This is a genomic window from Mycobacterium rhizamassiliense (genome assembly GCF_900157375.1).
Classification (GTDB): domain Bacteria; phylum Actinomycetota; class Actinomycetes; order Mycobacteriales; family Mycobacteriaceae; genus Mycobacterium; species Mycobacterium rhizamassiliense.
In genome coordinates this window covers 2,094,380-2,114,080 of the sequence record NZ_LT721901.1, presented here as the reverse complement: position 1 = coordinate 2,114,080, position 19,701 = coordinate 2,094,380, and the positions used below count along the sequence as shown (strand labels likewise).

General features: G+C 68.3%; 22 protein-coding genes and 1 pseudogene. 3 read left to right on the top strand and 20 right to left on the bottom strand.

Features of this window, described 5'->3' with window-relative positions; genetic code table 11:
- Window positions 1–9 precede the first annotated feature (9 nt).
- Window positions 10–819, bottom strand: coding sequence for a hypothetical protein (locus MRAB57_RS10305; protein WP_108638072.1), 810 nt, complete (start codon window positions 817–819; stop codon window positions 10–12).
- Window positions 820–934: 115 nt separating this feature from the next.
- Entirely contained in the window at window positions 935–1,552 is a 618-nt protein-coding gene (locus MRAB57_RS10300) for a carbonic anhydrase (RefSeq protein ID WP_077087467.1), read from the bottom strand.
- Between the two features lie 30 nt (window positions 1,553–1,582).
- On the opposite strand from MRAB57_RS10300, the gene MRAB57_RS10295 reads away from it, so the two are divergent.
- The gene (locus MRAB57_RS10295; protein WP_077090525.1) at window positions 1,583–2,467 is read left to right on the top strand and encodes an HhH-GPD family protein; all 885 of its coding nucleotides are present in this window, start codon (window positions 1,583–1,585) and stop codon (window positions 2,465–2,467) included.
- On the opposite strand, the gene MRAB57_RS10290 is transcribed toward MRAB57_RS10295, so the two are convergent.
- On the bottom strand, window positions 2,450–3,205 hold the full coding sequence (locus MRAB57_RS10290) for an alpha/beta fold hydrolase (RefSeq protein ID WP_077087466.1): 756 nt from the start codon (window positions 3,203–3,205) through the stop codon (window positions 2,450–2,452). The genes MRAB57_RS10295 and MRAB57_RS10290 overlap by 18 nt on opposite strands.
- A gap of 64 nt (window positions 3,206–3,269) precedes the next feature.
- Between MRAB57_RS10290 and mhuD the strand changes: the two genes are divergently transcribed.
- Both mhuD and MRAB57_RS10280 read left to right on the top strand, forming a co-directional pair.
- Complete coding sequence (gene mhuD / locus MRAB57_RS10285; RefSeq protein ID WP_077087465.1) at window positions 3,270–3,590, top strand: mycobilin-forming heme oxygenase MhuD; 321 nt, start codon at window positions 3,270–3,272, stop codon at window positions 3,588–3,590.
- Window positions 3,562–4,923, top strand: coding sequence for a Cpe/LpqF family protein (locus MRAB57_RS10280; RefSeq protein WP_077087464.1), 1,362 nt, complete (start codon window positions 3,562–3,564; stop codon window positions 4,921–4,923). Before mhuD ends, MRAB57_RS10280 begins: the two co-directional genes overlap by 29 nt.
- A 3-nt stretch (window positions 4,924–4,926) precedes the next feature.
- Here the strand turns inward: MRAB57_RS10280 and MRAB57_RS10275 are convergent, their stop codons facing one another.
- From MRAB57_RS10275 to folE, 17 genes and pseudogenes are all read right to left on the bottom strand, one after another.
- Window positions 4,927–5,478, bottom strand: coding sequence for a histidine phosphatase family protein (locus MRAB57_RS10275; protein ID WP_077087463.1), 552 nt, complete (start codon window positions 5,476–5,478; stop codon window positions 4,927–4,929).
- The gene (locus MRAB57_RS10270; protein WP_077087462.1) at window positions 5,475–6,266 is read right to left on the bottom strand and encodes a CbtA family protein; all 792 of its coding nucleotides are present in this window, start codon (window positions 6,264–6,266) and stop codon (window positions 5,475–5,477) included. Before MRAB57_RS10270 ends, MRAB57_RS10275 begins: the two co-directional genes overlap by 4 nt.
- A gap of 7 nt (window positions 6,267–6,273) precedes the next feature.
- Window positions 6,274–6,483 (bottom strand): CbtB domain-containing protein, encoded by a 210-nt coding sequence (locus tag MRAB57_RS10265; protein ID WP_077087461.1) that lies wholly within the window; start codon window positions 6,481–6,483, stop codon window positions 6,274–6,276.
- A gap of 162 nt (window positions 6,484–6,645) precedes the next feature.
- The gene (locus tag MRAB57_RS10260; protein ID WP_077087460.1) at window positions 6,646–7,026 is read right to left on the bottom strand and encodes a YbjQ family protein; all 381 of its coding nucleotides are present in this window, start codon (window positions 7,024–7,026) and stop codon (window positions 6,646–6,648) included.
- 131 nt (window positions 7,027–7,157) lie between these two features.
- A complete protein-coding gene (gene clpC1, locus MRAB57_RS10255) occupies window positions 7,158–9,689 on the bottom strand; it encodes an ATP-dependent protease ATP-binding subunit ClpC (RefSeq protein WP_077087459.1) in 2,532 nt (843 codons plus the stop codon).
- Window positions 9,690–10,014: 325 nt separating this feature from the next.
- Window positions 10,015–10,353, bottom strand: coding sequence for a histone-like nucleoid-structuring protein Lsr2 (gene lsr2, locus MRAB57_RS10250; protein ID WP_025736770.1), 339 nt, complete (start codon window positions 10,351–10,353; stop codon window positions 10,015–10,017).
- 121 nt (window positions 10,354–10,474) lie between these two features.
- Window positions 10,475–11,983 (bottom strand): lysine--tRNA ligase, encoded by a 1,509-nt coding sequence (gene lysS, locus MRAB57_RS10245; protein WP_077087458.1) that lies wholly within the window; start codon window positions 11,981–11,983, stop codon window positions 10,475–10,477.
- A 56-nt stretch (window positions 11,984–12,039) separates the two neighbouring features.
- Window positions 12,040–12,855 carry a type III pantothenate kinase gene (locus MRAB57_RS10240; RefSeq protein WP_077087457.1) on the bottom strand — a complete coding sequence of 272 codons (816 nt, stop codon included), beginning with the start codon at window positions 12,853–12,855 and terminating at the stop codon, window positions 12,040–12,042.
- 2 nt (window positions 12,856–12,857) lie between these two features.
- Window positions 12,858–13,274, bottom strand: coding sequence for an aspartate 1-decarboxylase (gene panD / locus MRAB57_RS10235; RefSeq protein ID WP_077090524.1), 417 nt, complete (start codon window positions 13,272–13,274; stop codon window positions 12,858–12,860).
- Window positions 13,274–14,206, bottom strand: a complete 933-nt coding sequence (gene panC / locus MRAB57_RS10230; RefSeq protein WP_077087456.1) for a pantoate--beta-alanine ligase — start codon at window positions 14,204–14,206, stop codon at window positions 13,274–13,276. Before panC ends, panD begins: the two co-directional genes overlap by 1 nt.
- Complete coding sequence (locus MRAB57_RS10225) at window positions 14,203–15,138, bottom strand: Rossmann-like and DUF2520 domain-containing protein (protein WP_077087455.1); 936 nt, start codon at window positions 15,136–15,138, stop codon at window positions 14,203–14,205. Before MRAB57_RS10225 ends, panC begins: the two co-directional genes overlap by 4 nt.
- Before the next feature lie 116 nt (window positions 15,139–15,254).
- Window positions 15,255–16,653 (bottom strand): annotated as a pseudogene (locus MRAB57_RS10220) (DUF6779 domain-containing protein).
- An 87-nt stretch (window positions 16,654–16,740) separates the two neighbouring features.
- Complete coding sequence (locus MRAB57_RS10215; RefSeq protein WP_077087454.1) at window positions 16,741–17,217, bottom strand: DUF3180 domain-containing protein; 477 nt, start codon at window positions 17,215–17,217, stop codon at window positions 16,741–16,743.
- On the bottom strand, window positions 17,217–17,732 hold the full coding sequence (gene folK / locus MRAB57_RS10210) for a 2-amino-4-hydroxy-6-hydroxymethyldihydropteridine diphosphokinase (RefSeq protein WP_077087453.1): 516 nt from the start codon (window positions 17,730–17,732) through the stop codon (window positions 17,217–17,219). Before folK ends, MRAB57_RS10215 begins: the two co-directional genes overlap by 1 nt.
- Entirely contained in the window at window positions 17,732–18,130 is a 399-nt protein-coding gene (gene folB, locus MRAB57_RS10205) for a dihydroneopterin aldolase (protein WP_077087452.1), read from the bottom strand. The genes folK and folB overlap by 1 nt, the downstream gene beginning before the upstream one ends.
- Complete coding sequence (gene folP, locus MRAB57_RS10200) at window positions 18,123–18,965, bottom strand: dihydropteroate synthase (protein WP_108637923.1); 843 nt, start codon at window positions 18,963–18,965, stop codon at window positions 18,123–18,125. Before folP ends, folB begins: the two co-directional genes overlap by 8 nt.
- Window positions 18,962–19,570 (bottom strand): GTP cyclohydrolase I FolE, encoded by a 609-nt coding sequence (gene folE, locus MRAB57_RS10195; RefSeq protein WP_077087450.1) that lies wholly within the window; start codon window positions 19,568–19,570, stop codon window positions 18,962–18,964. The genes folP and folE overlap by 4 nt, the downstream gene beginning before the upstream one ends.
- Window positions 19,571–19,701: the final 131 nt, after the last annotated feature.

The window sequence follows — 19,701 nt, the reverse complement described above, 5'->3', positions numbered from 1 at the left end:
ACGGCCCGCCTAGCCCGGGGGAAGCGGGGCGGCCCCGGGGGCCACTCCGGGCGCCTCGGGCTGCGGCACCGCCGGCTGTCCCGGCACCGGACCCGGCGGGGGCGGCGGCTGGTTCAGGATGAACGGAACCTGCAGCGAGCGCAGGTTGCCCAGCTGCACGACGAGGTTGTAGGTGCCCGGCCCGATCGCCGGCCGCGGCAGCGGGCAGTGCGGGGCTGAACCCATGCCGGTCCACGTCACGGCCGTCGTCACCTGCTCACCCGGCGTGAACGTCTTGACCAGCGTCTCGTTGGAAGGCGCGCAGTCCAGGTTCGACCACAGCCGCTTGTTGTCCAGCGAGTAGACGTAGGCCGCCAGCACCGCGGCGCCGACGTCGCGCTTGCAGGCCACCAGCCCGATGTTGGTGACGACCATGGTGAACTTCGGCTGGTCACCGATGAAGTACTGAGGCGCGTTGGTCAGGCCCTTGACGGCCAGCGTCGAATCGGGGCAGTCGTCGCCCTCCTTGAGCACCGGCGGCGGCATCACCGCGGCCGTCGGCGTCGGGGACTCGGCGTTTTGTCCCTGCGGCGGCGGTACCGGGGTAACGCCTTCCTGCCCGGGCGGCGGCGCCTGCGGGGGCGGCGCTGCTGCCGGCGTGTTCTGAGCAGAGCCGGGCTTGTTGGCGCTAGCGGGTTTGGCACCCGCGTTGCTGCTGACAAAGGCGATGACCGTGGCGACCGCGATGCCGATCACGACAACCGCGATGCCAATAGCCAAGCCTCTGCGCCGCCAATAAATCTCCGTGGGTAGCGGGCCACGCGGTTCCAGATCCAGCACGTTCTCACCGTAAGGCCAGGTCACGCAGATCTGGCCGATCCGCGTCGGCGTGTCGCAAGGTTGACTGACAGACCGCCGTGTTAGTGGCGGCGAAAACGCCCCGACCTAGGCGTCGCTACTCGCCGATGTCACCGATGTGGTCGACCAGCGCGGCGCGCCCGTCGGCCAGGTGATAGACGATGCCGGCGAGCGCGACGGTGCCCGCCGACACCCGCTCGGAGATGATCGACGAACGCGAGACCAGCTGCGCCAGCGTCTCTTTGACGTGCCTCTCCTCGAACTCGTCGACGCGGCTCAGGCCGTCGCGGCGGCCCAGCAGGATGGTCGGCGCCACGCGCTCCACCACGTCCCGGATGAAACCGCCGGGCACGTCGCCCTCGTCGACGGCGCCGATGGCGGCCTTGACCGCGCCGCAGCTGTCGTGGCCGAGGACCACGATCAGCGGCACGTTGAGCACCGCGACCGCGTACTCAATGGAACCCAGCACGGCGGTGTCGATCGCCTGCCCGGCGGTGCGAACCACGAACACGTCGCCCAGGCCCTGGTCGAAGAGGAGCTCGGCGGCCACCCGGCTATCCGCACAGCCGAAGATCACCGCGGTCGGCTTCTGGCCTGCGGCCAGGCTGGCCCGATGCTCGACGCTTTGGCTGGGGTGCACGGGCTCGCCGGCGACGAATCGCTCGTTACCCTCTTTGAGTGCTTTCCATGCGGTTACCGGATTGGTGTTGGGCATGGCACACATTCTGGCGTGCCCCGGGCGCCGATGACTAGCCAGGGGCAAATCCCGCCGAATGAACTTCTGGGTTGGTACGACCGCGCGCGGCGCGATCTGCCGTGGCGGGAACCGGGTGTGGACGCCTGGCAGATCCTGGTCAGCGAGTTCATGTTGCAGCAGACGCCGGTGGCACGTGTGCTGCCGATCTGGACGGAGTGGGTGCGACGCTGGCCGACCCCGTCGGCCACCGCGGCGGCCAGCGCCGCCGATGTGCTGCGCGCGTGGGGCAAGCTCGGCTACCCGAGGCGGGCCAAGCGGCTGCACGAGTGCGCCATCGTGATCGCGCGCGACCACGGCGACGTGGTACCCGACGACGTCGAAACGCTGTTGGGGCTGCCGGGCATCGGCAGCTACACGGCAAGGGCCGTGGCATGTTTCGCCTACCGCCAGTCGGTTCCGGTGGTCGACACCAACGTGCGCCGGGTGGTGGCCCGCGCCGTGCACGGCCTGGCCGACGCCGGTGCCCCGTCGGCCACCCGCGATCACGCCGCCGTTTCGGCACTGCTGCCGGAAGATGCTACGGCGCCGGACTTTTCGGCGGCGTTGATGGAACTGGGCGCCACGGTGTGTATCGCGCGGGGGCCGCGGTGCGGGTTGTGTCCGCTGGGTGAGTGCGCGTGGCGCGGCGCCGGCTATCCCGCCGCGCAGGGGCCGGCCCGCCGGGTGCAGACCTATGCCGGCACCGACCGGCAGGTACGCGGACGGCTGCTGGATGTGTTGCGCGCCAACAGTTCCCCGGTAACCCGGGCGCAGCTGGATGTGGCTTGGCTGACCGATACCGCGCAGCGCGACCGGGCGCTGTATTCGTTGCTCGCCGACGGGCTGGTGACCCAGACGGCCGACGGCCGGTTCGGGCTAGCCGGCGAGGAATGACTCGACGGCCCGGCGGTATACCTGCGGCGCGTCGTCATGGATCAGGTGTCCCGCTTCCGGGACGGCTAAATACGTTGCCTCCTGGCGTCTTTCGGCCATTTCGCGCATCTGGCCGGGCGGGGCGACCGAATTGCCCGCCTCGATCAACAGGGCAGGTGCGCGCACGGCCGACCATTGCGCCCAGTAGTCACGGGTGCCCCATTCGGCCGCGATCTCGATCCACCGCGACATATCTCCGTGCAACCGCCACCCGGTGTCGGTGCGGTCGAAGGCTTCCAGGAAATACCGTCCCGCGACGGGCCCGAATTCACCGAATACCTGTTCCGCGGAGGAGAATTCGACCGGGAGCGCATGCAGCCACGGCTCCCACGGGCCGGTGGTGCGGCCGCGAAAGTCCGGTGCCATGTCCTCGACGACCAACGCCGTGACCAGCTCGGGGCGCGCCGCCGCCAGGCACCACGAGTGCAGGCCGCCCATCGAATGCCCGACCAGCCGGGCCGGCGACCCCAACGCACCGACCGCGTCGGCCAGGTCGGCCACGAACCGTTCGGTACTGATCGGTTGCGGATCGTCGACGTCGCGGCCGCGGTGCCACGGTGCGTCGTAGGTGTAGACCGTGCCCAGCCGCGTCAGCCACGGCAGCTGGCGCGACCAGGTGGTGCCCCGGCCCATCAGGCCGTGCACCAGCACCAACGGCTCCCCTTGTCCGCCGCGGCAGGTCAGCAAGTCGCCGGTCATGTCTCCATCTTGCGTGGCAAACCCTCGAGCGGGACGAGCGAGGGGGCGCGGTAGCCTAACAGGCATGCCGCCAGTGGTGAAGATCAATGCAATTGAAGTACCCGCCGACGCTGGCCCCGAGCTGGAGAAGCGCTTCGCCCACCGCGCGCACGCGGTGGACAACCAACCCGGCTTCCTCGGCTTTCAGCTGCTGCGTCCGGTCAAAGGTGAGAACCGCTACTTCGTGGTGACACACTGGGAGTCCGATGAAGCGTTCCAGGCGTGGGCGAGCGGCCCCGCCGTCGAAGCCCATGCCGGCCAACGTGCCAACCCCGTCGCGACGGGTGCGTCACTGCTGGAATTCGAGGTCGTCATGGATGTCACGGGGAACAAGCCCACTGCGTAGGCGACACCCGGCGCGGCTGCTCGCCGTCACCGCCGCCACCGCACTGGTCGCGGCCCTGGCACCGGGCTGCGCCCCCTCCCCTTCCTCGCTGGCGAACGCCGCGAACCCGGCCCGTCCGATCGACACCCGGACGCCCCCCGGCCTGCGCGCCCAGCAGACCGTGGACATGCTGAACTCGGACTGGCCCATCGGCCCGGTCGGAGTTCGCACACTGGCCGCGCCAAGCATGGTCGATCCGGTGGAAACCACCATGGAGGCGTTGTGGTGGGACCGCCCCTTCGCCCTCGACGGCGTCGACATCAGCGCCAGCGTGGCCACGCTGCATCTCACCTCGTCCTACGGCGCGCGACAAGACATCCGGATCCACACCGACGACGAAGGCAGGGTCGACCGGTTCGATCTCGAGACGCTGCCGCCGACGGTCGCCTCCTGGCACGACGTCGACGCGGTGCTGAGCAAGACCGGCGCCCGCTACTCGTATCAGGTGGCCAAGGTCGACAGCGGCCATTGCGACCCGGTCCAGGGCACCAACACCGCCGAATCCCTGCCGCTGGCATCGATTTTCAAGCTGTACGTGTTGCACGCGCTGGCGGGTGCGGTCCGCAACCACACGGTGTCGTGGGACGACCAGCTGACGGTGACGGAGAAGAGCAAGGCCGTCGGCTCATCTGGCCTGGGATTGCCTGTCGGAGCGCATGTTTCGGTTCGCACCGCAGCCGAGAAGATGATCGCCACCAGCGACAACATGGCCACCGACCTGCTGATCGAGCGGATGGGTACGCACGCCATCTCCGAAGCGCTCGCGACGGCCGGCCATCACGATCCGGCCAGCATGACGCCGTTCCCCACGATGTATGAGTTGTTCTCGATCGGCTGGGGCGAACCGGACCTGCGCAGCCAGTGGCAGAACGCGGGCCCGCAGGAGCGCGCTGCGCTGCTGGCGCATGCGAATTCGGCTACCTACCAACCCGACCCGACCCGCGCGCATACCCCCGCGTCGGCCTACGGCGCCGAGTGGTACGGCAGCGCCGGGGACATCTGCCGGGTGCACGCGGCACTGCAGTCCGACGCGGTCGGCGAGGCCGCACCGGTCAAGCAGATCCTGTCGGCCGTGTCGGGTATCCAGCTGGACCGCAGCGTGTGGCCGTACATCGGCGCGAAAGCCGGTGGCCTGCCCGGTGATTTGACCTTCAGCTGGTATGCCGTCGACAAGACGCAGCAGCCGTGGGTGGTCAGCTTCCAGCTCAACTGGCCGCGCGATCACGGCCCGAAGGTGACCGGCTGGATGCTGCAGGTGGCCAAGCAGGTCTTCGGTCTGATCGCGCCCCAGTAGGACCTAAAGCCTTAGCGACCAACGGTTTCCGCGAAAATGCAGCGCGACCGGGCTGACCGGCTTGACGTCGATGCGCCAGAAGGATTGCGGCGCGGCTTTCAAAGCGACCAGGATCGCCGCCCGGATCACCGCAGGATGCGTGACGGCCACCGTCCGTAAGGCGTTGTCGGTCAAGGACTCCAGCCAGCCCTCGACCCGCTCGAGGATGTCGACGACCGACTCACCGCCGTGTGGCGCCGAAGCGGGCTCGGTCAGCCACTGCCGCAGCTCGGCCGGGTCGACGGCGTCGAGCGCCGACCCGCGCCACCGCCCGCAGTCCAGATCGGCCAACAGCGGTTCCGTAATGGGTTGCAGCCCAAGCAACTGCGCGGTCTGGCGGGCGCGGCGCTCGGGACCGGTGAATTGCCGGGCAGCGGCGGCGGCGTTCGGGCGCACGGCCGTCTCGACTTGCCGAAGGCCCAAATCGTTCAGCGGTTCGTCGGCGGGAAATCGCCCGGCTGCCATCGCATCGGTCATCGCGTGCGACACCAGCGTCAGCCGGACGACCTCGGTCACGCGGCGATGCTCGGTGCCCGTTCGCTCGGGGCCTTGTCGCCGATCACCCGCTCGGCAAGTGACCCGAAGACCAGGCCGATGCTCACCCACAACACCAATTGCGCAGCGAGCGAGAGCACTCGAAATTCGTAGAGGACGTCGGCGGGAAAGCCGGGGTAGATGATCGCGCCCGCGGCATCGCGCAGCGGTTGCGGCGTCTCGGCCACCATCGGTAGCAACGAGAGCACCACGGCGACCACCACCACGTAGCCACCCGCGGCGAGCAGCCTGCCGTTCCACACGCCGAACCGATCGACCAGCCGGCGAGCCAACAGCACCGCTCCGATCGCCAGCACCACCGATACCAGCACCGCGAACAGGTACCAGCCGGTGCGCATTCCGATCGTGTCGGACTGGCCGACTGCGGGCGGATTCGGCGGATACTTCGCGAACGGAACCAGGTACACCGCGACGAACGATCCTGCGGCAAGCAGGGCCGAAAGCGGCCGCGACGCAACGCTTCCCGTGCGCGCGTAGACGACGCAGAACAGCACGGCGAACAGCGCACCGATGGCGACGCCGAAGATCAGCACTCCGAAGCCCAATCCGACGCCGGACTGGACGCCGCGGGTGAACAACTCGACGCCGTGCTCGTGCACGCCCTGGGCCTGCTCGGCCTCGGTTCGGCCGTCCTCGAATGCGATCGCGCGGGCAATTACGGGTTCGGCGCAGAGGCGGGCGACTACGAATGCCAGCACCGCGCCAATGGCGCCGGCCAGCAGCCCGCGTGCGATCAGACGCTTTTCCACGCCCGGGTCAGTGGCAGGGGAAGCCGAGTAGATGCCGTGCGTCGTGCACGAATTCGTGCACGTGCATATCGCTGCCGAACAGCGAGACCGCGCCCTGATCCACGCCGATGAAGTAGATCGCCAGCAACGCCAGGAAGGTGGTTGCCGCCAACCACAGCGCGGCACTGGTCGCCGACAGGTCTATCGCGCGTGTGCGAGTTGTCTCCGAATTGGACACCGTTAACTCCTTCTGGGGATGTCGCGTCCCGCTAGTGGTGTTGGTGACGGGGTCCGGGTCTGACTATGGACAGTGGCGCGACCGTTCTGGAGTCTCACCAGATTCCGTCGCCCGTCTATCAACTTGGGTCAGTCTAAACGGCCCAGACGGTTGAGCAAACAGCTATTGCTGGGGCGGCGGACCGCCGTAACCGAGCTGGCTTGCCGTGTACTTCGCGCCCTCGGTGACCGGCACCGCCTGCACCGCCGTGCCGTAGGCACAGATCTCGGTCCACACGTCGCCGATCTCGGTGGTGTCGAAGCGCATCGCGACGATCGCGTTGCCGCCGCGATTGCGCGCCTCCGCGATCAGCCGGCCCATCGCCTCGTTGCGGCTGTCGGAGAGATTCTTGGTCATCCCAGCCAGCTCGCCGCCGAACATGGCCTTGAAGCCCGCGCCCATCTGGGAGAAGGCATTTCGCGAGCGGACCGTCAGGCCGAACACCTCGCCACACACGCGTTGGATCTCCCATCCCGGGAGGTCATTGGTCGTCACGATCAGCACGGGCGGGCCCTTCTTCTGAGAGCACAGCAAAAACGGGCGGTAGTCCGTCAGAGACTAGTTCGGTAGTGGCGACCCGCTTCACCCGGCTCCGCCGCGCTTGCGATCGCCACGCCGCCCGTTTTTGCTGATCGCTATTGCGGGTCTGCGCTGTGCGCCCCGGCCTTGGCCAGGTCCGGCTCGGCCGGTGGCTTGCGGGTTCCGGTGAAGGTGAACGTCGCGTCCTCGCCGGCGCCCTCGCCGTCCCAGTTGTCCACGTCGACCGTGACGATCTGTCCCGGCCCGACCTCGTCGAACAGGATCTTCTCCGACAGCTGGTCCTCGATCTCGCGCTGGATGGTGCGCCGCAGCGGGCGTGCCCCCAGCACCGGGTCGAAGCCACGCTTGGCCAGCAGCGACTTGGCCTTGTCGGTGAGCTCCATCTCCATGTCTTTGGTCTTGAGCTGCTTGCCGACGCGTTCGATCATCAGGTCGACCATCTGGATGATCTCTTCGCGAGTCAACTGGTGGAAGACGATGATGTCGTCGATGCGGTTGAGGAACTCCGGGCGGAAGTGCTTCTTCAGCTCGTCGTTGACCTTCTGCTTCATCCGCTCGTAGTCGTTCGCTCCGCCGCCCTGGGTGAACCCGAGGCCAACCGGCTTCGAGATGTCCGACGTGCCCAGGTTGGACGTGAAGATCAACACGGTGTTCTTGAAGTCGACCGTGCGTCCCTGGCCGTCGGTGAGACGGCCGTCCTCGAGGACCTGCAACAGGCTGTTGTAGATCTCCTGGTGGGCCTTCTCGATCTCGTCGAACAGCACGACCGAGAACGGCTTGCGCCGCACCTTCTCGGTGAGCTGACCGCCCTCCTCGTAGCCGACGTATCCGGGCGGAGCGCCGAACAGCCGCGACGCGGTGAACCGGTCGTGGAACTCGCCCATGTCGATTTGGATGAGCGCGTCGTCGTCGCCGAACAGGAAGTTCGCCAGTGCCTTGGACAGCTCGGTCTTACCGACACCGGACGGGCCGGCGAAGATGAACGAACCCGACGGGCGCTTGGGGTCCTTCAACCCGGCGCGGGTGCGGCGGATCGCCTTGGAAACCGCCTTGACGGCGTCGACCTGGCCGATGATCCGCCTGTGCAGCTCGTCTTCCATCCGCAGCAGCCGCGTGGTCTCGGCCTCGGTGAGCTTGAACACCGGGATGCCGGTCCAGTTGCCCAGCACCTCGGCGATCTCATTGTCATCGACCTCGGCCACCACGTCGAGATCGCCTGAACGCCACTGCTTTTCGCGTTCCGCACGCTGCGCGACGAGGGTCTTCTCCCGGTCACGCAGGCTGGCGGCCTTCTCGAAGTCCTGGGCGTCGATCGCCGATTCCTTCTCCCGGCGGGCGTCGGCGATCTTCTCGTCGAACTCGCGCAGGTCTGGCGGCGCGGTCATCCGGCGGATCCGCATCCGCGCGCCCGCCTCGTCGATCAGGTCGATCGCCTTGTCCGGCAGGAACCGGTCGTTGATGTAGCGATCGGCCAGGGTGGCCGCGGCCACCAGCGCCGCGTCCGAGATCGACACCCGGTGGTGCGCCTCGTAGCGGTCCCGCAGGCCCTTGAGGATCTCGATGGTGTGCTCCACCGTCGGCTCGCCCACCTGCACCGGCTGGAAGCGACGCTCCAGCGCCGCGTCCTTCTCGATGTACTTGCGGTACTCGTCGAGCGTGGTGGCACCGATCGTCTGCAGCTCGCCACGGGCCAGCTTGGGCTTCAGGATGCTCGCGGCATCGATCGCGCCCTCGGCGGCTCCGGCACCCACCAGGGTGTGCAGCTCGTCGATGAACAGAATGATGTCGCCGCGGGTGTTGATCTCCTTGAGCACCTTCTTCAGGCGTTCCTCGAAATCACCGCGGTAGCGGCTGCCCGCGACCAGTGATCCCAGGTCCAGGGTGTAGAGCTGCTTGTCCTTCAGCGTCTCGGGCACCTCGCCGTGCACGATGGCCTGCGCCAGGCCCTCGACGACGGCTGTCTTGCCGACACCGGGCTCGCCGATCAGCACCGGGTTGTTCTTGGTGCGCCGGCTCAGCACCTGCATCACCCGCTCGATTTCCTTCTCGCGGCCGATGACGGGGTCCAGCTTGCCTTCCATCGCGGCGGCCGTCAGGTTGCGCCCGAACTGGTCGAGCACCAACGAGGTGGACGGGCTGCCCGATTCACCGCCACGGCCACCCGTGCCGGCCTCGGCGGCCTCCTTGCCCTGGTAGCCGCTCAGCAGCTGAATCACCTGCTGGCGCACCCGGGTCAGCTCGGCGCCCAGCTTGACGAGGACCTGGGCGGCAACGCCCTCGCCCTCACGAATCAGCCCCAGCAGAATGTGCTCGGTGCCGATGTAGTTGTGGCCGAGCTGCAGCGCCTCGCGCAGACTCAGCTCGAGAACCTTCTTGGCGCGCGGGGTGAACGGGATGTGCCCCGACGGAGCCTGCTGGCCCTGGCCGATGATCTCCTCGACCTGGCTGCGGACGCCCTCGAGCGAGATCCCAAGCGATTCCAGCGACTTCGCCGCTACGCCTTCGCCTTCGTGAATCAGCCCCAGCAGGATGTGCTCGGTGCCGATGTAATTGTGGTTGAGCATCCGGGCCTCTTCTTGGGCCAGGACGACCACCCTGCGGGCACGGTCGGTAAATCTCTCGAACATCGGTGTTTACCTGCTCTCCATCACCATCGGTACGCCCCTCTTAGCGGTCCCACCGGCCCGTGGGGCCGGAACTGCGTACCTGATGTCCACTCTAATGGTCGGCCCCCCGGGGTTCCCACCTCGCGGTGCCTTGCTGTGCGGCCCTGCGACTGGAGCTCCCGGCCTAATCTTGGGGCCTCCCGATGGCCTCAGGGCCACAATTGGTGAAACGGAGCAAACCACCAAATGGTTTCCCCTAGTCGCCGGCAATTGTTTCGCCACCAGCGAAAGAGACAAATAACCGGCGCCCGGGCCGGGTGGCCCAGACGCCGGTTAGTCGTTTTTGCTAGGTCGCCGCGTGGAATGCGTCGATGACGTCAGCCGGGATACGGCCGCGGGTCGACACGTTGTGACCGTTCCGACGAGCCCATTCGCGGATCGCCGCGCTCTGCTCGCGGTCGATGGCGCCGCGGCCGCGGCCAGAGCCCGAACGACCACGACGACGGCCGCCGACACGACGACCGGCCGCCACCCACTGCTTCAGATCACCGCGGAGTTTCGCGGCATTCTTAGTCGAAAGATCAATCTCGTAGGTCACCCCGTCAAGCCCGAATTCGACAGTTTCATCGGCGGCACCCGCACCGTCGAAATCATCGACCAAGGTGACGGTGACTTTTTTCGCCATTGGCTTACCCTCGCGTTTCTTCCTGAGCAGTTGCTGAGCAGATTGAACCCACTCCCCGGTTAACAATCTGCCATATGTAAGCAGCATACTCAATCCGAGGACGAGACGTACAGTTCAGCTTTCAGCCGGAGTGGGGCCGAACAATCGGGAACAAAACTGTCTCTCTAATTGACAGGCCGGTCAAACACATCAACAACCGATCGATACCCATTCCGGTTCCAGTGCATGGCGGCATCCCATACTCGAGTGCCGCGAGAAAATCTTCGTCAAGCAACATGGCCTCGTCATCACCGGCGGCCGCGGCGCGCGCCTGGGCGGCGAATCGCTCCCGCTGCACGATCGGATCGGTCAATTCGGAGTACCCGGTGGCCAGTTCGACGCCCTGCACGTACAGGTCCCACTTCTCCGTCACACCCGGAATGCTGCGGTGTTGGCGCGTCAAAGGTGTTGTCTCGACTGGGAAATCCTTGACGAAAGTGGGCGCGGTCAATGCGTTGCCGACCAGGTGCTCCCACAGTTCCTCGACGAGCTTTCCATGCCCGTAGCCGCGGTCTTTGGGTATCTCGGGAATCTTCGGGCCGAGCTCGTCGACGATGGCCCACAGCCGCTCGACGGAAGTATCAGGGGTGATCTCTTCACCCAGCGCCGCCGACAGCGACGGATACATTTGTATAGAAGCCCATTCTCCGTCTATGTCGTAGACAGATCCATCTGGCAACGCTAGTTGTCGACTTCCGATCGCCTCGTCGGCCACCTCTTGAATAAGCTCTCTGGTGACGACTGCCGAATCGTCATACGTTCCGTAGGTCTGGTAGGTCTCCAACATCGAGAATTCTGGAGAATGCGTCGAATCGGCCCCTTCGTTTCGGAACACGCGATTTAGTTCGAAGACCTTGTCGAAACCGCCAACGATGCACCGCTTGAGGAACAGTTCCGGTGCTATGCGCAGGTAGAGATCGATGTCAAGCGCATTGGAATGGGTGACGAAGGGCCTGGCCGCCGCGCCGCCGGCAAGCGTCTGCAAGATAGGAGTTTCGACCTCGAGAAACCCGCGCCGTTCCAGCGCGTTGCGGATCGCCCGGATGACGGCAATTCGCTGCCTGGCCACCGTGCGGGCCTGCGGACGGACGATCAAATCGACATAGCGCTGCCGCACCCGCGACTCTTCGCTCATCTCCTTGTGGGCGACCGGCAGCGGACGCAACGACTTGGACGTCATTTGCCAGGAGTCGGCCAGGACGGACAATTCGCCGCGGCGTGAGCTGATCACGTTGCCGTGCACGTAGACGATGTCGCCGAGATCGACGTCGGCCTTCCAGGCGTCCAACGATTCCTGGCCGACTTTGTCCAGGCTGATCATCACCTGCAGGGTGGTTCCGTCCCCGTCCTGCAGCGTCGCGAAGCACAGCTTCCCGGAGTTACGCGCGAAGATGACCCGGCCCGCGACGCCGACGAGGTCGTCGGTGGCGGTGTCGATCGGCAGGTCGGGGTGGGCGGCGCGGACTTCTGCCAGCGTGTGGGTGCGTTTGACCGCCACCGGGTAGGGGTCGTGCCCCTCCGCCAACAGCCGAGCACGCTTATCCCGGCGGATCCGGAATTGCTCAGGGGCGTCTGAATCGGGGGCACTCACGACGTGCCAGCTTAAATGACAGCGCTGAGTGGCTGCGCCGACGGCGGGCGTGCGGGCTAGCGCGCCGTCTTCAGCCGGCCGCGCTGGACCTCTCGGTTGCGGTCGAAGACCAATCGCAGCCCGAGCAGGGTCAGGTCCTTGTCGTAGTGGTTTTCGGTGCGCAGTTCCGGCAGCAGCAGCGCCGCGGAATGCCCGGTGGTGACCACCACCACGTCGTCGCCGGCGAAGCCGTCCACGTCCTCGCGGATGCGGGCGACCAGGCCGTCGACCAGCCCGGCGAAGCCGAACACCGCGCCCGCCTGCATGCACTCGACGGTGTTCTTGCCCACGACCGAACGGGGGCGGGACAATTCCACGTGCAGCAGCGCGGCAGAGCGCGCCGCGGCGGCGTCCGACGAGACCTGCACCCCGGGCGCGATGGCGCCGCCGAGAAACTCACCCTTGGCCGACACCAGGTCCACGCAGATCGACGAGCCGAAGTCGACGACGATGGCGGGCTTACCGAACTTGTGGAACGCCGCCAGACAGTTGACGATTCGGTCGGCGCCCACCTGCTTGGGATTGTCGACCAGCAGCGGGATACCGGTCCGCACCCCGGGCTCGATCAGCACGTGTGGCACCGACGGCCAGTACTGGTCGAGCATGACCCGCACCTCGTGCAGCACCGAAGGGACGGTGGACAGCCCGGCGGCGCCGGTGAGTTGCTCGGAGTCATCGCCGATCAGGCCGTCGATGGTGAGCGCCAATTCGTCCGCGGTGATCTCGGATTCGGTGCGAATCCGCCACTGCTGCACAACCTTTGCCTGCTCCTTGGCGCCGGATAGCAGGCCTACGACGGTGTGCGTGTTGCGGACGTCGATCGCCAGCAGCACGTCTACCGCGCCACTCTCGGGTCCAACAGCTCGGCGGCGTCGTCGGGCACGTGTGCGGGATCGTTCCCCAGGTCCATCACCTTGTTGTCGGCGTCGACGAAGACGACCCGCGGCTGGTAAGCCCGCGCCTCCCCCTCGTCCATGGCCCCGTAGGCGATCAGGATCACCAGGTCGCCGGGGTGGACGAGATGCGCTGCGGCACCGTTGATTCCGATCACACCGCTACCCCGCTCACCGGTGATCGCGTAGGTGACCAGCCGCGCACCGTTGTCGATGTCGACGATGGTCACCTGCTCGCCCTCCAGCAGGTCGGCGGCGTCCATCAGGTCGGCGTCGATGGTCACCGAGCCGACGTAATGCAGGTCGGCCTGCGTGACGGTGGCGCGGTGGATCTTCGCCCTGAGCATGGTCCGTAACATCATTGCCTCCAACGTGATTCATGTGTGTCCGGCCCTAACGGTGCCGGCGTGGCTTCCACTTCGATCGCGACGTTGTCCAACAGTCGGGTGCTGCCCAGCCGGGCGGCGATGAGCAGGCGTCCGGCGCGGTTGGGCTGCAGCGGACCGAGATCCGAGTCACGCAGCTCCAGGTAGTCGACCTCGATCGCGGGCACCGCGTCGAGCACGGCCCGGGCGCCGTCCAGCGCGGCCGCCGCGCCGTGGTGTGCGGCGTGCGCCCCTGCCGTCAGCGCCGCCGAAAGCGTCACGGCCAGTTCGCGTTGCGTGGCATCCAGGTAACGGTTGCGCGACGACATTGCCAGCCCGTCGAATTCGCGGACGGTCGGAACACCGACCACCGCGACATCGAGGTTCAGGTCGGCGACCATCTGCCGGATCATCACCAGCTGCTGATAATCCTTCTCGCCGAAGAACACCCGGTCGGGGCGCACGATCTGCAGCAGCTTGAGCACCACGGTCAGCACACCGGCGAAATGCGTTGGGCGAACGCTTCCTTCGAGCTCGGCGGCCAGCGGCCCGGGCGCGACGGTGGTGCGCAGGCCGTCCGGATACATCTGCGCCGCGGTCGGCGCGAAGACGATCTCGACACCCTCACCGCGCAGCAGCGCCACGTCGTCGTCCAGCGTCCGGGGATAGGCGTCCAGGTCTTCTCCGGCGCCGAACTGCAAGGGGTTGACGAAGATCGAGACGCCGACGACCGCTCCGGGCACCCGCTTGGCGGCGCGCACCAGGGACAGGTGCCCGGCGTGCAGCGCCCCCATGGTGGGCACCAGCATCACGCGCCGGCCGGTGGCGCGCAGAGCGCGGCTGACGGCGGTGACGTCGCGCGGCGTGGAGTAGAGGTTCAGCTCGCCGGGGTTGAAGGCGGGCGGGCGGGGCTGCGGCGAATTCATCCGGCCAGCACCTCGACCACTTCCCGCGGGGCGTGGGCGCGCTGGGCGGTACGCAGGGCGTTCACCCGATACGCCTCGCCCAGCTGCGGGTCGACGCTGGTGAGCGCGGCCAGATGCGCGGCGACGGCGGCGGCGTCGCCGCGGGCGACGGGGCCGGTGAGCGCGGCCTGGCCGCGCTGCAGGGTGTTCTCCAGCGCCGCGCGGGCCAGCGGCCCGATGACCCGCTCGGCGATGCCACCGGGCTGATCGTCGACGAGCTGCTGGCCGAGCAGTCCCCCGCAAGCGGGAGGTGCCCCCACGTTTCCGCGCAGCGCTGCCCGCAGCGCGTCGAGCGCGTCGGCAAGCACCGCGACGATGTGGTTGCCGGCGTGGGCCAGCGCGGCGTGGTAGAGGATGCGGGCATCCTCGGCCACGCTGAACGGCTCCCCGCCCATCTCCAGCACCAGCGACTGCCCGATCGCGTAGCCGACCTCGTCGGCCGCGGTGATCCCGAAGCAGGCGTCCGACAGCCGGCTGATGTCCTCGTCGGACCCGGTGAACGTCATCGCGGGGTGAATCGCCAGGGCTATGCAGCCGTCCTGGGCCAGCGGCTCGAGGATGCCGACGCCGTTGGCGCCGGACGTGTGCACGACGATCGTCCCGGGCCGCACCGCCCCGGTCGCGGCCAGCCCGGACACCAATCCGGCCAGTTCACTGTCGGGAACGGCGAGCAGCAACAGTTCGGCGTCGGCCGCCACCTCCGGCGGCGTGACCACCGGGGTGTCGGGCAGCCGACGCTCAGCCCGTTGCCGGGACGCATGCGAGATGGCGCTGCACGCCACCACCACGTGATCGGCACGTTCCAGCGCTACACCCAGCGCGGTGCCCACCCTGCCGGCCGAGATGATTCCCACCTTGAGCCGCGCCGGGCGCAAACCGTCGAGCTGCACCATCGCAGACGACCTCACCTGTGTCTTTTCTTCGTTCCGGTCCCACTCCGTGGGTACCGTTCGGTCACTAGAACTGTAGTCGATCGCGGGGCGGCTCCCAATGTGAGGAAGCTCCCAACTCAGTCCTCGCGGCGACGACGCCTGCCGCCCCCGGACGGCTGCACCTGCAGGCGGGCCATCAGGTCGGCGACCGACTGACCGCCGCTGCGGGGGCTTTCTTCCGAGTCATCCGGCTCGTCGAGTGTGCCGTCGGCGCCGCGGTGCCGGGGCGCGAGGGGCCAACCGGGGTGGCGGCGGGCCGTCGGCGACCGGCGGCGGCAAATGGTGCGGCGGCGGGCCGGCTGACGGTGCGGCGGCGGGCGCGTGCGGGAACGGCGGCGGCACCTCGGCGCCCTCCACCGGGACGAAGTTGCGCACGCCGTAGTCCCGGAACTCGGCCGAATGGCGCGAGCGCGCGCGCCGGCCAGGATCGCCGTACTGCTGTGACGGGTCTGATTCCGCGGATTCGCCCTGCGGGGCACCCTCGGCCGCGGGCTCGTCGGGCACGGAATCCCGGTACCGGCGGCGCCGGCCCGACGACGGGGGCGGTGGAGTGGGCGTGTCGTCGCCGGCCCAGTTGCTGCCGACCATTCCCGGCGGCAACCACTGGCCGGAAGGGCCGATGGGCTGCCAACCCTGCGGCCCAGGCTGCGGCTCAGGCTGGGGCGGTGGCGGCGTGTGGTGGCGGGGCTCGTAGCGCGGCTCGGGCTCCGGTTGGGGCGCCATCTGCGGCGGCATTTGCGGTGCCGGCTGCGGGGGCGCGTGCGGCGCGTCTTGCGGCGCTTCGTACTGGGCCGCCGGGTCGTACTCGTATCGGGGCCGGTCCCGCTGGCGGGGCGGCAGCAGCGGTTCCTCGGGCACGTCGATGATCCCGGAGTCGTCGGCGCCGGCCTCGGCGTGCGCGGGCGACTCCTCCTCGCGGACCGACGTCACCCGGTCGCTGGACACCCAGTCGACGGGGGTGTTGTCGCCGCTGCGGTCCCAGTCGCTGTAGGCGCGGCCGGGCGGCGTCTCGGTCTCCATCGCGCCCAGCGCCGGGCGGTGCTCGAGGTCGGTGTCGAACAGGATTTCCAGGCTGGTCCGCAGCGCCGCCAGTTCCGCGCGCAGCGTGGCGACGTCGTCGGCGGCCTGCGCCTGCAGCTCGGTGGCCAGCTCGCGGCGCAACTGGGATTCCACGGTCAGTTCGTACTCGCGGCGGGCCGAGATCTCGCGGTCCAGCTGCAGGTCGTAGACCAGCTTCAGGTCGCGCACCCGGGACTGGTCGGCGTCGCTTTGCCGCCGGTAGATCACCGACACGAACGCACCGGCGAAGGCGGCCCACAGCGCCAGGATCACAGCGAGCTTGAGGAGTTCCACGCGGTTGGTGAAAACAAGCGCTGAACTGGCTCCGATGGCGAGGACCAGCAACGCCGTCAGGAGCACCCACCCCGGTCTGCGGCCGCCGCGCCGGACCCGGGCGCCGCGGGACAGAACGGTCATGGCCTGACTGTACCTGCGAGTAGTCCGTCCGCGTGTCGCCCTGCTTCGGCGTTTCCCACCTGGGTTTATCTGACTGTGACCTGCGGGCTAGGTTTCGGCTCCCTCGCCGCGCTCGGTCGGATCCGGCGGCGACTTGCAGCAGTGCTGCAGCCACAGCGCGGCAACCACCAACGCCAGCGCGCTCACCGCGGCCACCACCGTTCCCGTGGTGTCCTCCGCGGCCGCCCGCAGCCAGGGCCGGCGCGGCAGGAAGTACACCAGCACCCCGGCCCACCAGCCCAGCACCAGCGCGCCCACCCAGGCCGACGCCTTGGCGATCACGAGGCTGCGCGCCACCGCCAGCGGGTGCACCCAGCCGGGCCCGTCGCCGATCTCGCCGTCGTTGATCTTGGCGCGGATGTGGCGCGCCCACAGCGCCTCGGCGATGGCGACCCCCAGCAGCGACAGGCCGGTCCACACCGTTATGGGCGGGAACCACCGAAACAACTGCAGGACCACCAGGTAGCTCAGGAACGCGGCGCCGACCACCGCGCCGGTCAGGTCGCGCTTGCGGGTCGGCCCCATCAGCGGCGCTCGAGCGTCAGGGGAGACAACCGGACGCTGTGCCGGTCGGCCGGGTCCAGCTGGGTAAGCAGCCCGGCGACGGGCTGCGGGCCCTCGGCGACCGTCAAGCGGGCGTCCGGGTCGACGGCCAGCCACGGCACCATGACGAACGCCCGCAGATGCGCCAGCGGATGCGGCAGGGTGAGGTTGTTCTCGCGGGAGATGACCTCTGTCTCGCCGTAACAGGCGATCAGGTCGACGTCGAGGCTGCGCGGTCCCCAGCGTTCGCCCCGGACCCGGCCCGCGGCCTGTTCGAACCCCTGCGCCCGGCGCAGCCACCCCTGCCCGTCGCAGCCGGGGTCCTCGGCGATCAGCACCGCGTTGAGGAACGGCGCCTGCTCGACGCCGCCCCACGGATCGGTTTCGTACACGGGCGACACCGCGCGGATCGCCTCGCCGAGCCCGTCGATGACCGACTGCAGCCGCGCCAGCCGGTCACCGAGATTGGAACCGATGGATAGGACGACGCGCGTCATTACACCCCGCTCGCCGGGATGACCGAACCCCGACCGCCACGCCGCGAGCGCCGAACCACCACGGCCACGTCGTCGAACTGGTGCGGAATCGGGGCGTGCGGCTTGTGCACCGTCACCTCGACGGCATGCACGCGCGCATCGTCCATCACGTAGTCGGCGATCTCGGTGCCGACCGTCTCGATCAGGTTCCGCGGCGGCCCGGCGACGATGTCGGCCGCCCGCTGGGCCAGCGCCCCGTAGTCGTAGGTGTGGATCAGGTCGTCGCTGGCGGCGGCCTGCTCCAGGTCGATCCACACGACGATGTCGACGACGAAGTCCTGCCCCGTGGCCCGCTCGTAGTCGAAGACGCCGTGCCGGCCGTGAACGGTCAAGCCGCGCAACTCGATTCGATCAGCCATCGCACCCAACCTTTTCGCTATCCGTCCAGGCGTCGACGACCTTGAGCGCGTCGACCGAGGCCTGCACGTCGTGCACCCGCACCCCCCACACCCCGGCCAACGCGGCCAGCGCGGAGATCACCGCCGTCGCGGTCTCGCGCCCGTCGGGCGGCCGCGGCGATCCGTCCGGCCCCGCCAACAACGTACCGAGGAACCTTTTGCGCGAGGCGCCCAGCAGCACCGGGACGCCGGTCGCGACCAGCTCGGGCAGCGCGTGCAGCAGCGCCCAATTGTGTTGTCCCGTCTTGGCAAATCCCAGACCGGGATCGATGATCAGGTTCGCCGGATCGACACCTGCGGCAACCGCGTCGTCGACCCCTGCCAGCAGTTCGGTGCGTACCTCGGCGACCACGTCGCGATACTGCGGGGCCCGGTGCGGATGTTCCGACGACACCGACCGCCAATGCATCAGCACCCAGGGCACGCCGGCTTCTGCCACCAGCCGCGCCATCGCCGGATCGGCCCGTCCGCCGGAGACGTCGTTGACGATCCGCGCGCCACTGTGCAGCGCCGCTCGCGCGACGTCGGCGTGCATGGTGTCAATGCTTACGGTAAGTCCTTGCGCGACAAGTTCTTTGACGACCGGTACCACGCGCGCCGCTTCGGCGTCGGGATCGATCCGTTCGGCGCCGGGCCGCGTCGACTCCCCGCCGACGTCGACGATGCCCGCGCCCGCGGCGGCCATCGCCAGACCGTGCGCGACCGCGCTGTCGGCGTCCAGGTACCGGCCGCCATCCGAGAACGAGTCGTCGGTGACGTTCAGGACGCCCATTACCTGCACCGTCGGCGAACTCACCTACGCAAAATGAGGTCGAGCGCTTCGGCTCGAGAAGCGGCACTGGTTTTGAACTGGCCGCGCACCGCCGACGTCGTGGTGACGGCGCCGGGCTTGCGGACGCCACGCATGGCCATGCACAGGTGCTCGGCCTCGACCACCACGATCACCCCGCGCGGGTCGAGCTTGTTCACCAGGGCGTCGGCGATCTGGCTGGTGAGTCGCTCCTGCACCTGCGGGCGCTTGGCGTAGAGGTCCACCAGCCGGGCGATCTTCGACAGGCCGGTGACCCGGCCGTCCTTGCCGGGGATGTAACCGACGTGTGCCACGCCGTGGAACGACACCAGGTGGTGCTCGCAGGTGGAGTACAGCGGGATTTCCTTGACGATCACCATCTCGTCGTGGTCCTCGTCGAACATGGTGTTCAAGACGGTGTCGGGATCGGTGTAGAGCCCGGCGAACATCTCGCGGTAGGCGCGGGCGACGCGAGCCGGGGTGTCGCGCAGGCCATCTCGGTTGGGGTCTTCGCCGATCGCATGCAGCAACTCGCGGACCGCGTCCTCGGCGCGTTGCTGGTCGAAAGTACGTATGCGGCCAACCGGGCTGGGGGTTACCGGCAGCGCCATCGAATCCTCCGTTCGTCAGCCGTGGGCCGGTGGATTGGACCGGCTCACGTCGTCATTCGGCTGTTCAGGGGATTTTCCGGCATCCGGGCTGGGCTGACCCGGCGGGGGGTACGGCGGATACGGCGGGTAGG

What these genes read in the sequence shown, in the direction of transcription:
- MRAB57_RS10300 (WP_077087467.1), bottom strand. Translation starts at nt 1,552, where the DNA reads ATGCCCAACACCAATCCGGTAACCGCATGGAAAGCACTCAAAGAGGGT.
- MRAB57_RS10295 (WP_077090525.1), top strand. Translation starts at nt 1,583, where the DNA reads ATGACTAGCCAGGGGCAAATCCCGCCGAATGAACTTCTGGGTTGGTAC.
- MRAB57_RS10290 (WP_077087466.1), bottom strand. Translation starts at nt 3,205, where the DNA reads ATGACCGGCGACTTGCTGACCTGCCGCGGCGGACAAGGGGAGCCGTTG.
- mhuD (WP_077087465.1), top strand. Translation starts at nt 3,270, where the DNA reads ATGCCGCCAGTGGTGAAGATCAATGCAATTGAAGTACCCGCCGACGCT.
- MRAB57_RS10280 (WP_077087464.1), top strand. Translation starts at nt 3,562, where the DNA reads ATGTCACGGGGAACAAGCCCACTGCGTAGGCGACACCCGGCGCGGCTG.
- clpC1 (WP_077087459.1), bottom strand. Translation starts at nt 9,689, where the DNA reads ATGTTCGAGAGATTTACCGACCGTGCCCGCAGGGTGGTCGTCCTGGCC.
- lsr2 (WP_025736770.1), bottom strand. Translation starts at nt 10,353, where the DNA reads ATGGCGAAAAAAGTCACCGTCACCTTGGTCGATGATTTCGACGGTGCG.
- panD (WP_077090524.1), bottom strand. Translation starts at nt 13,274, where the DNA reads ATGTTACGGACCATGCTCAGGGCGAAGATCCACCGCGCCACCGTCACG.
- panC (WP_077087456.1), bottom strand. Translation starts at nt 14,206, where the DNA reads ATGAATTCGCCGCAGCCCCGCCCGCCCGCCTTCAACCCCGGCGAGCTG.
- MRAB57_RS10225 (WP_077087455.1), bottom strand. Translation starts at nt 15,138, where the DNA reads ATGGTGCAGCTCGACGGTTTGCGCCCGGCGCGGCTCAAGGTGGGAATC.
- MRAB57_RS10215 (WP_077087454.1), bottom strand. Translation starts at nt 17,217, where the DNA reads ATGGGGCCGACCCGCAAGCGCGACCTGACCGGCGCGGTGGTCGGCGCC.
- folK (WP_077087453.1), bottom strand. Translation starts at nt 17,732, where the DNA reads ATGACGCGCGTCGTCCTATCCATCGGTTCCAATCTCGGTGACCGGCTG.
- folB (WP_077087452.1), bottom strand. Translation starts at nt 18,130, where the DNA reads ATGGCTGATCGAATCGAGTTGCGCGGCTTGACCGTTCACGGCCGGCAC.
- folE (WP_077087450.1), bottom strand. Translation starts at nt 19,570, where the DNA reads ATGGCGCTGCCGGTAACCCCCAGCCCGGTTGGCCGCATACGTACTTTC.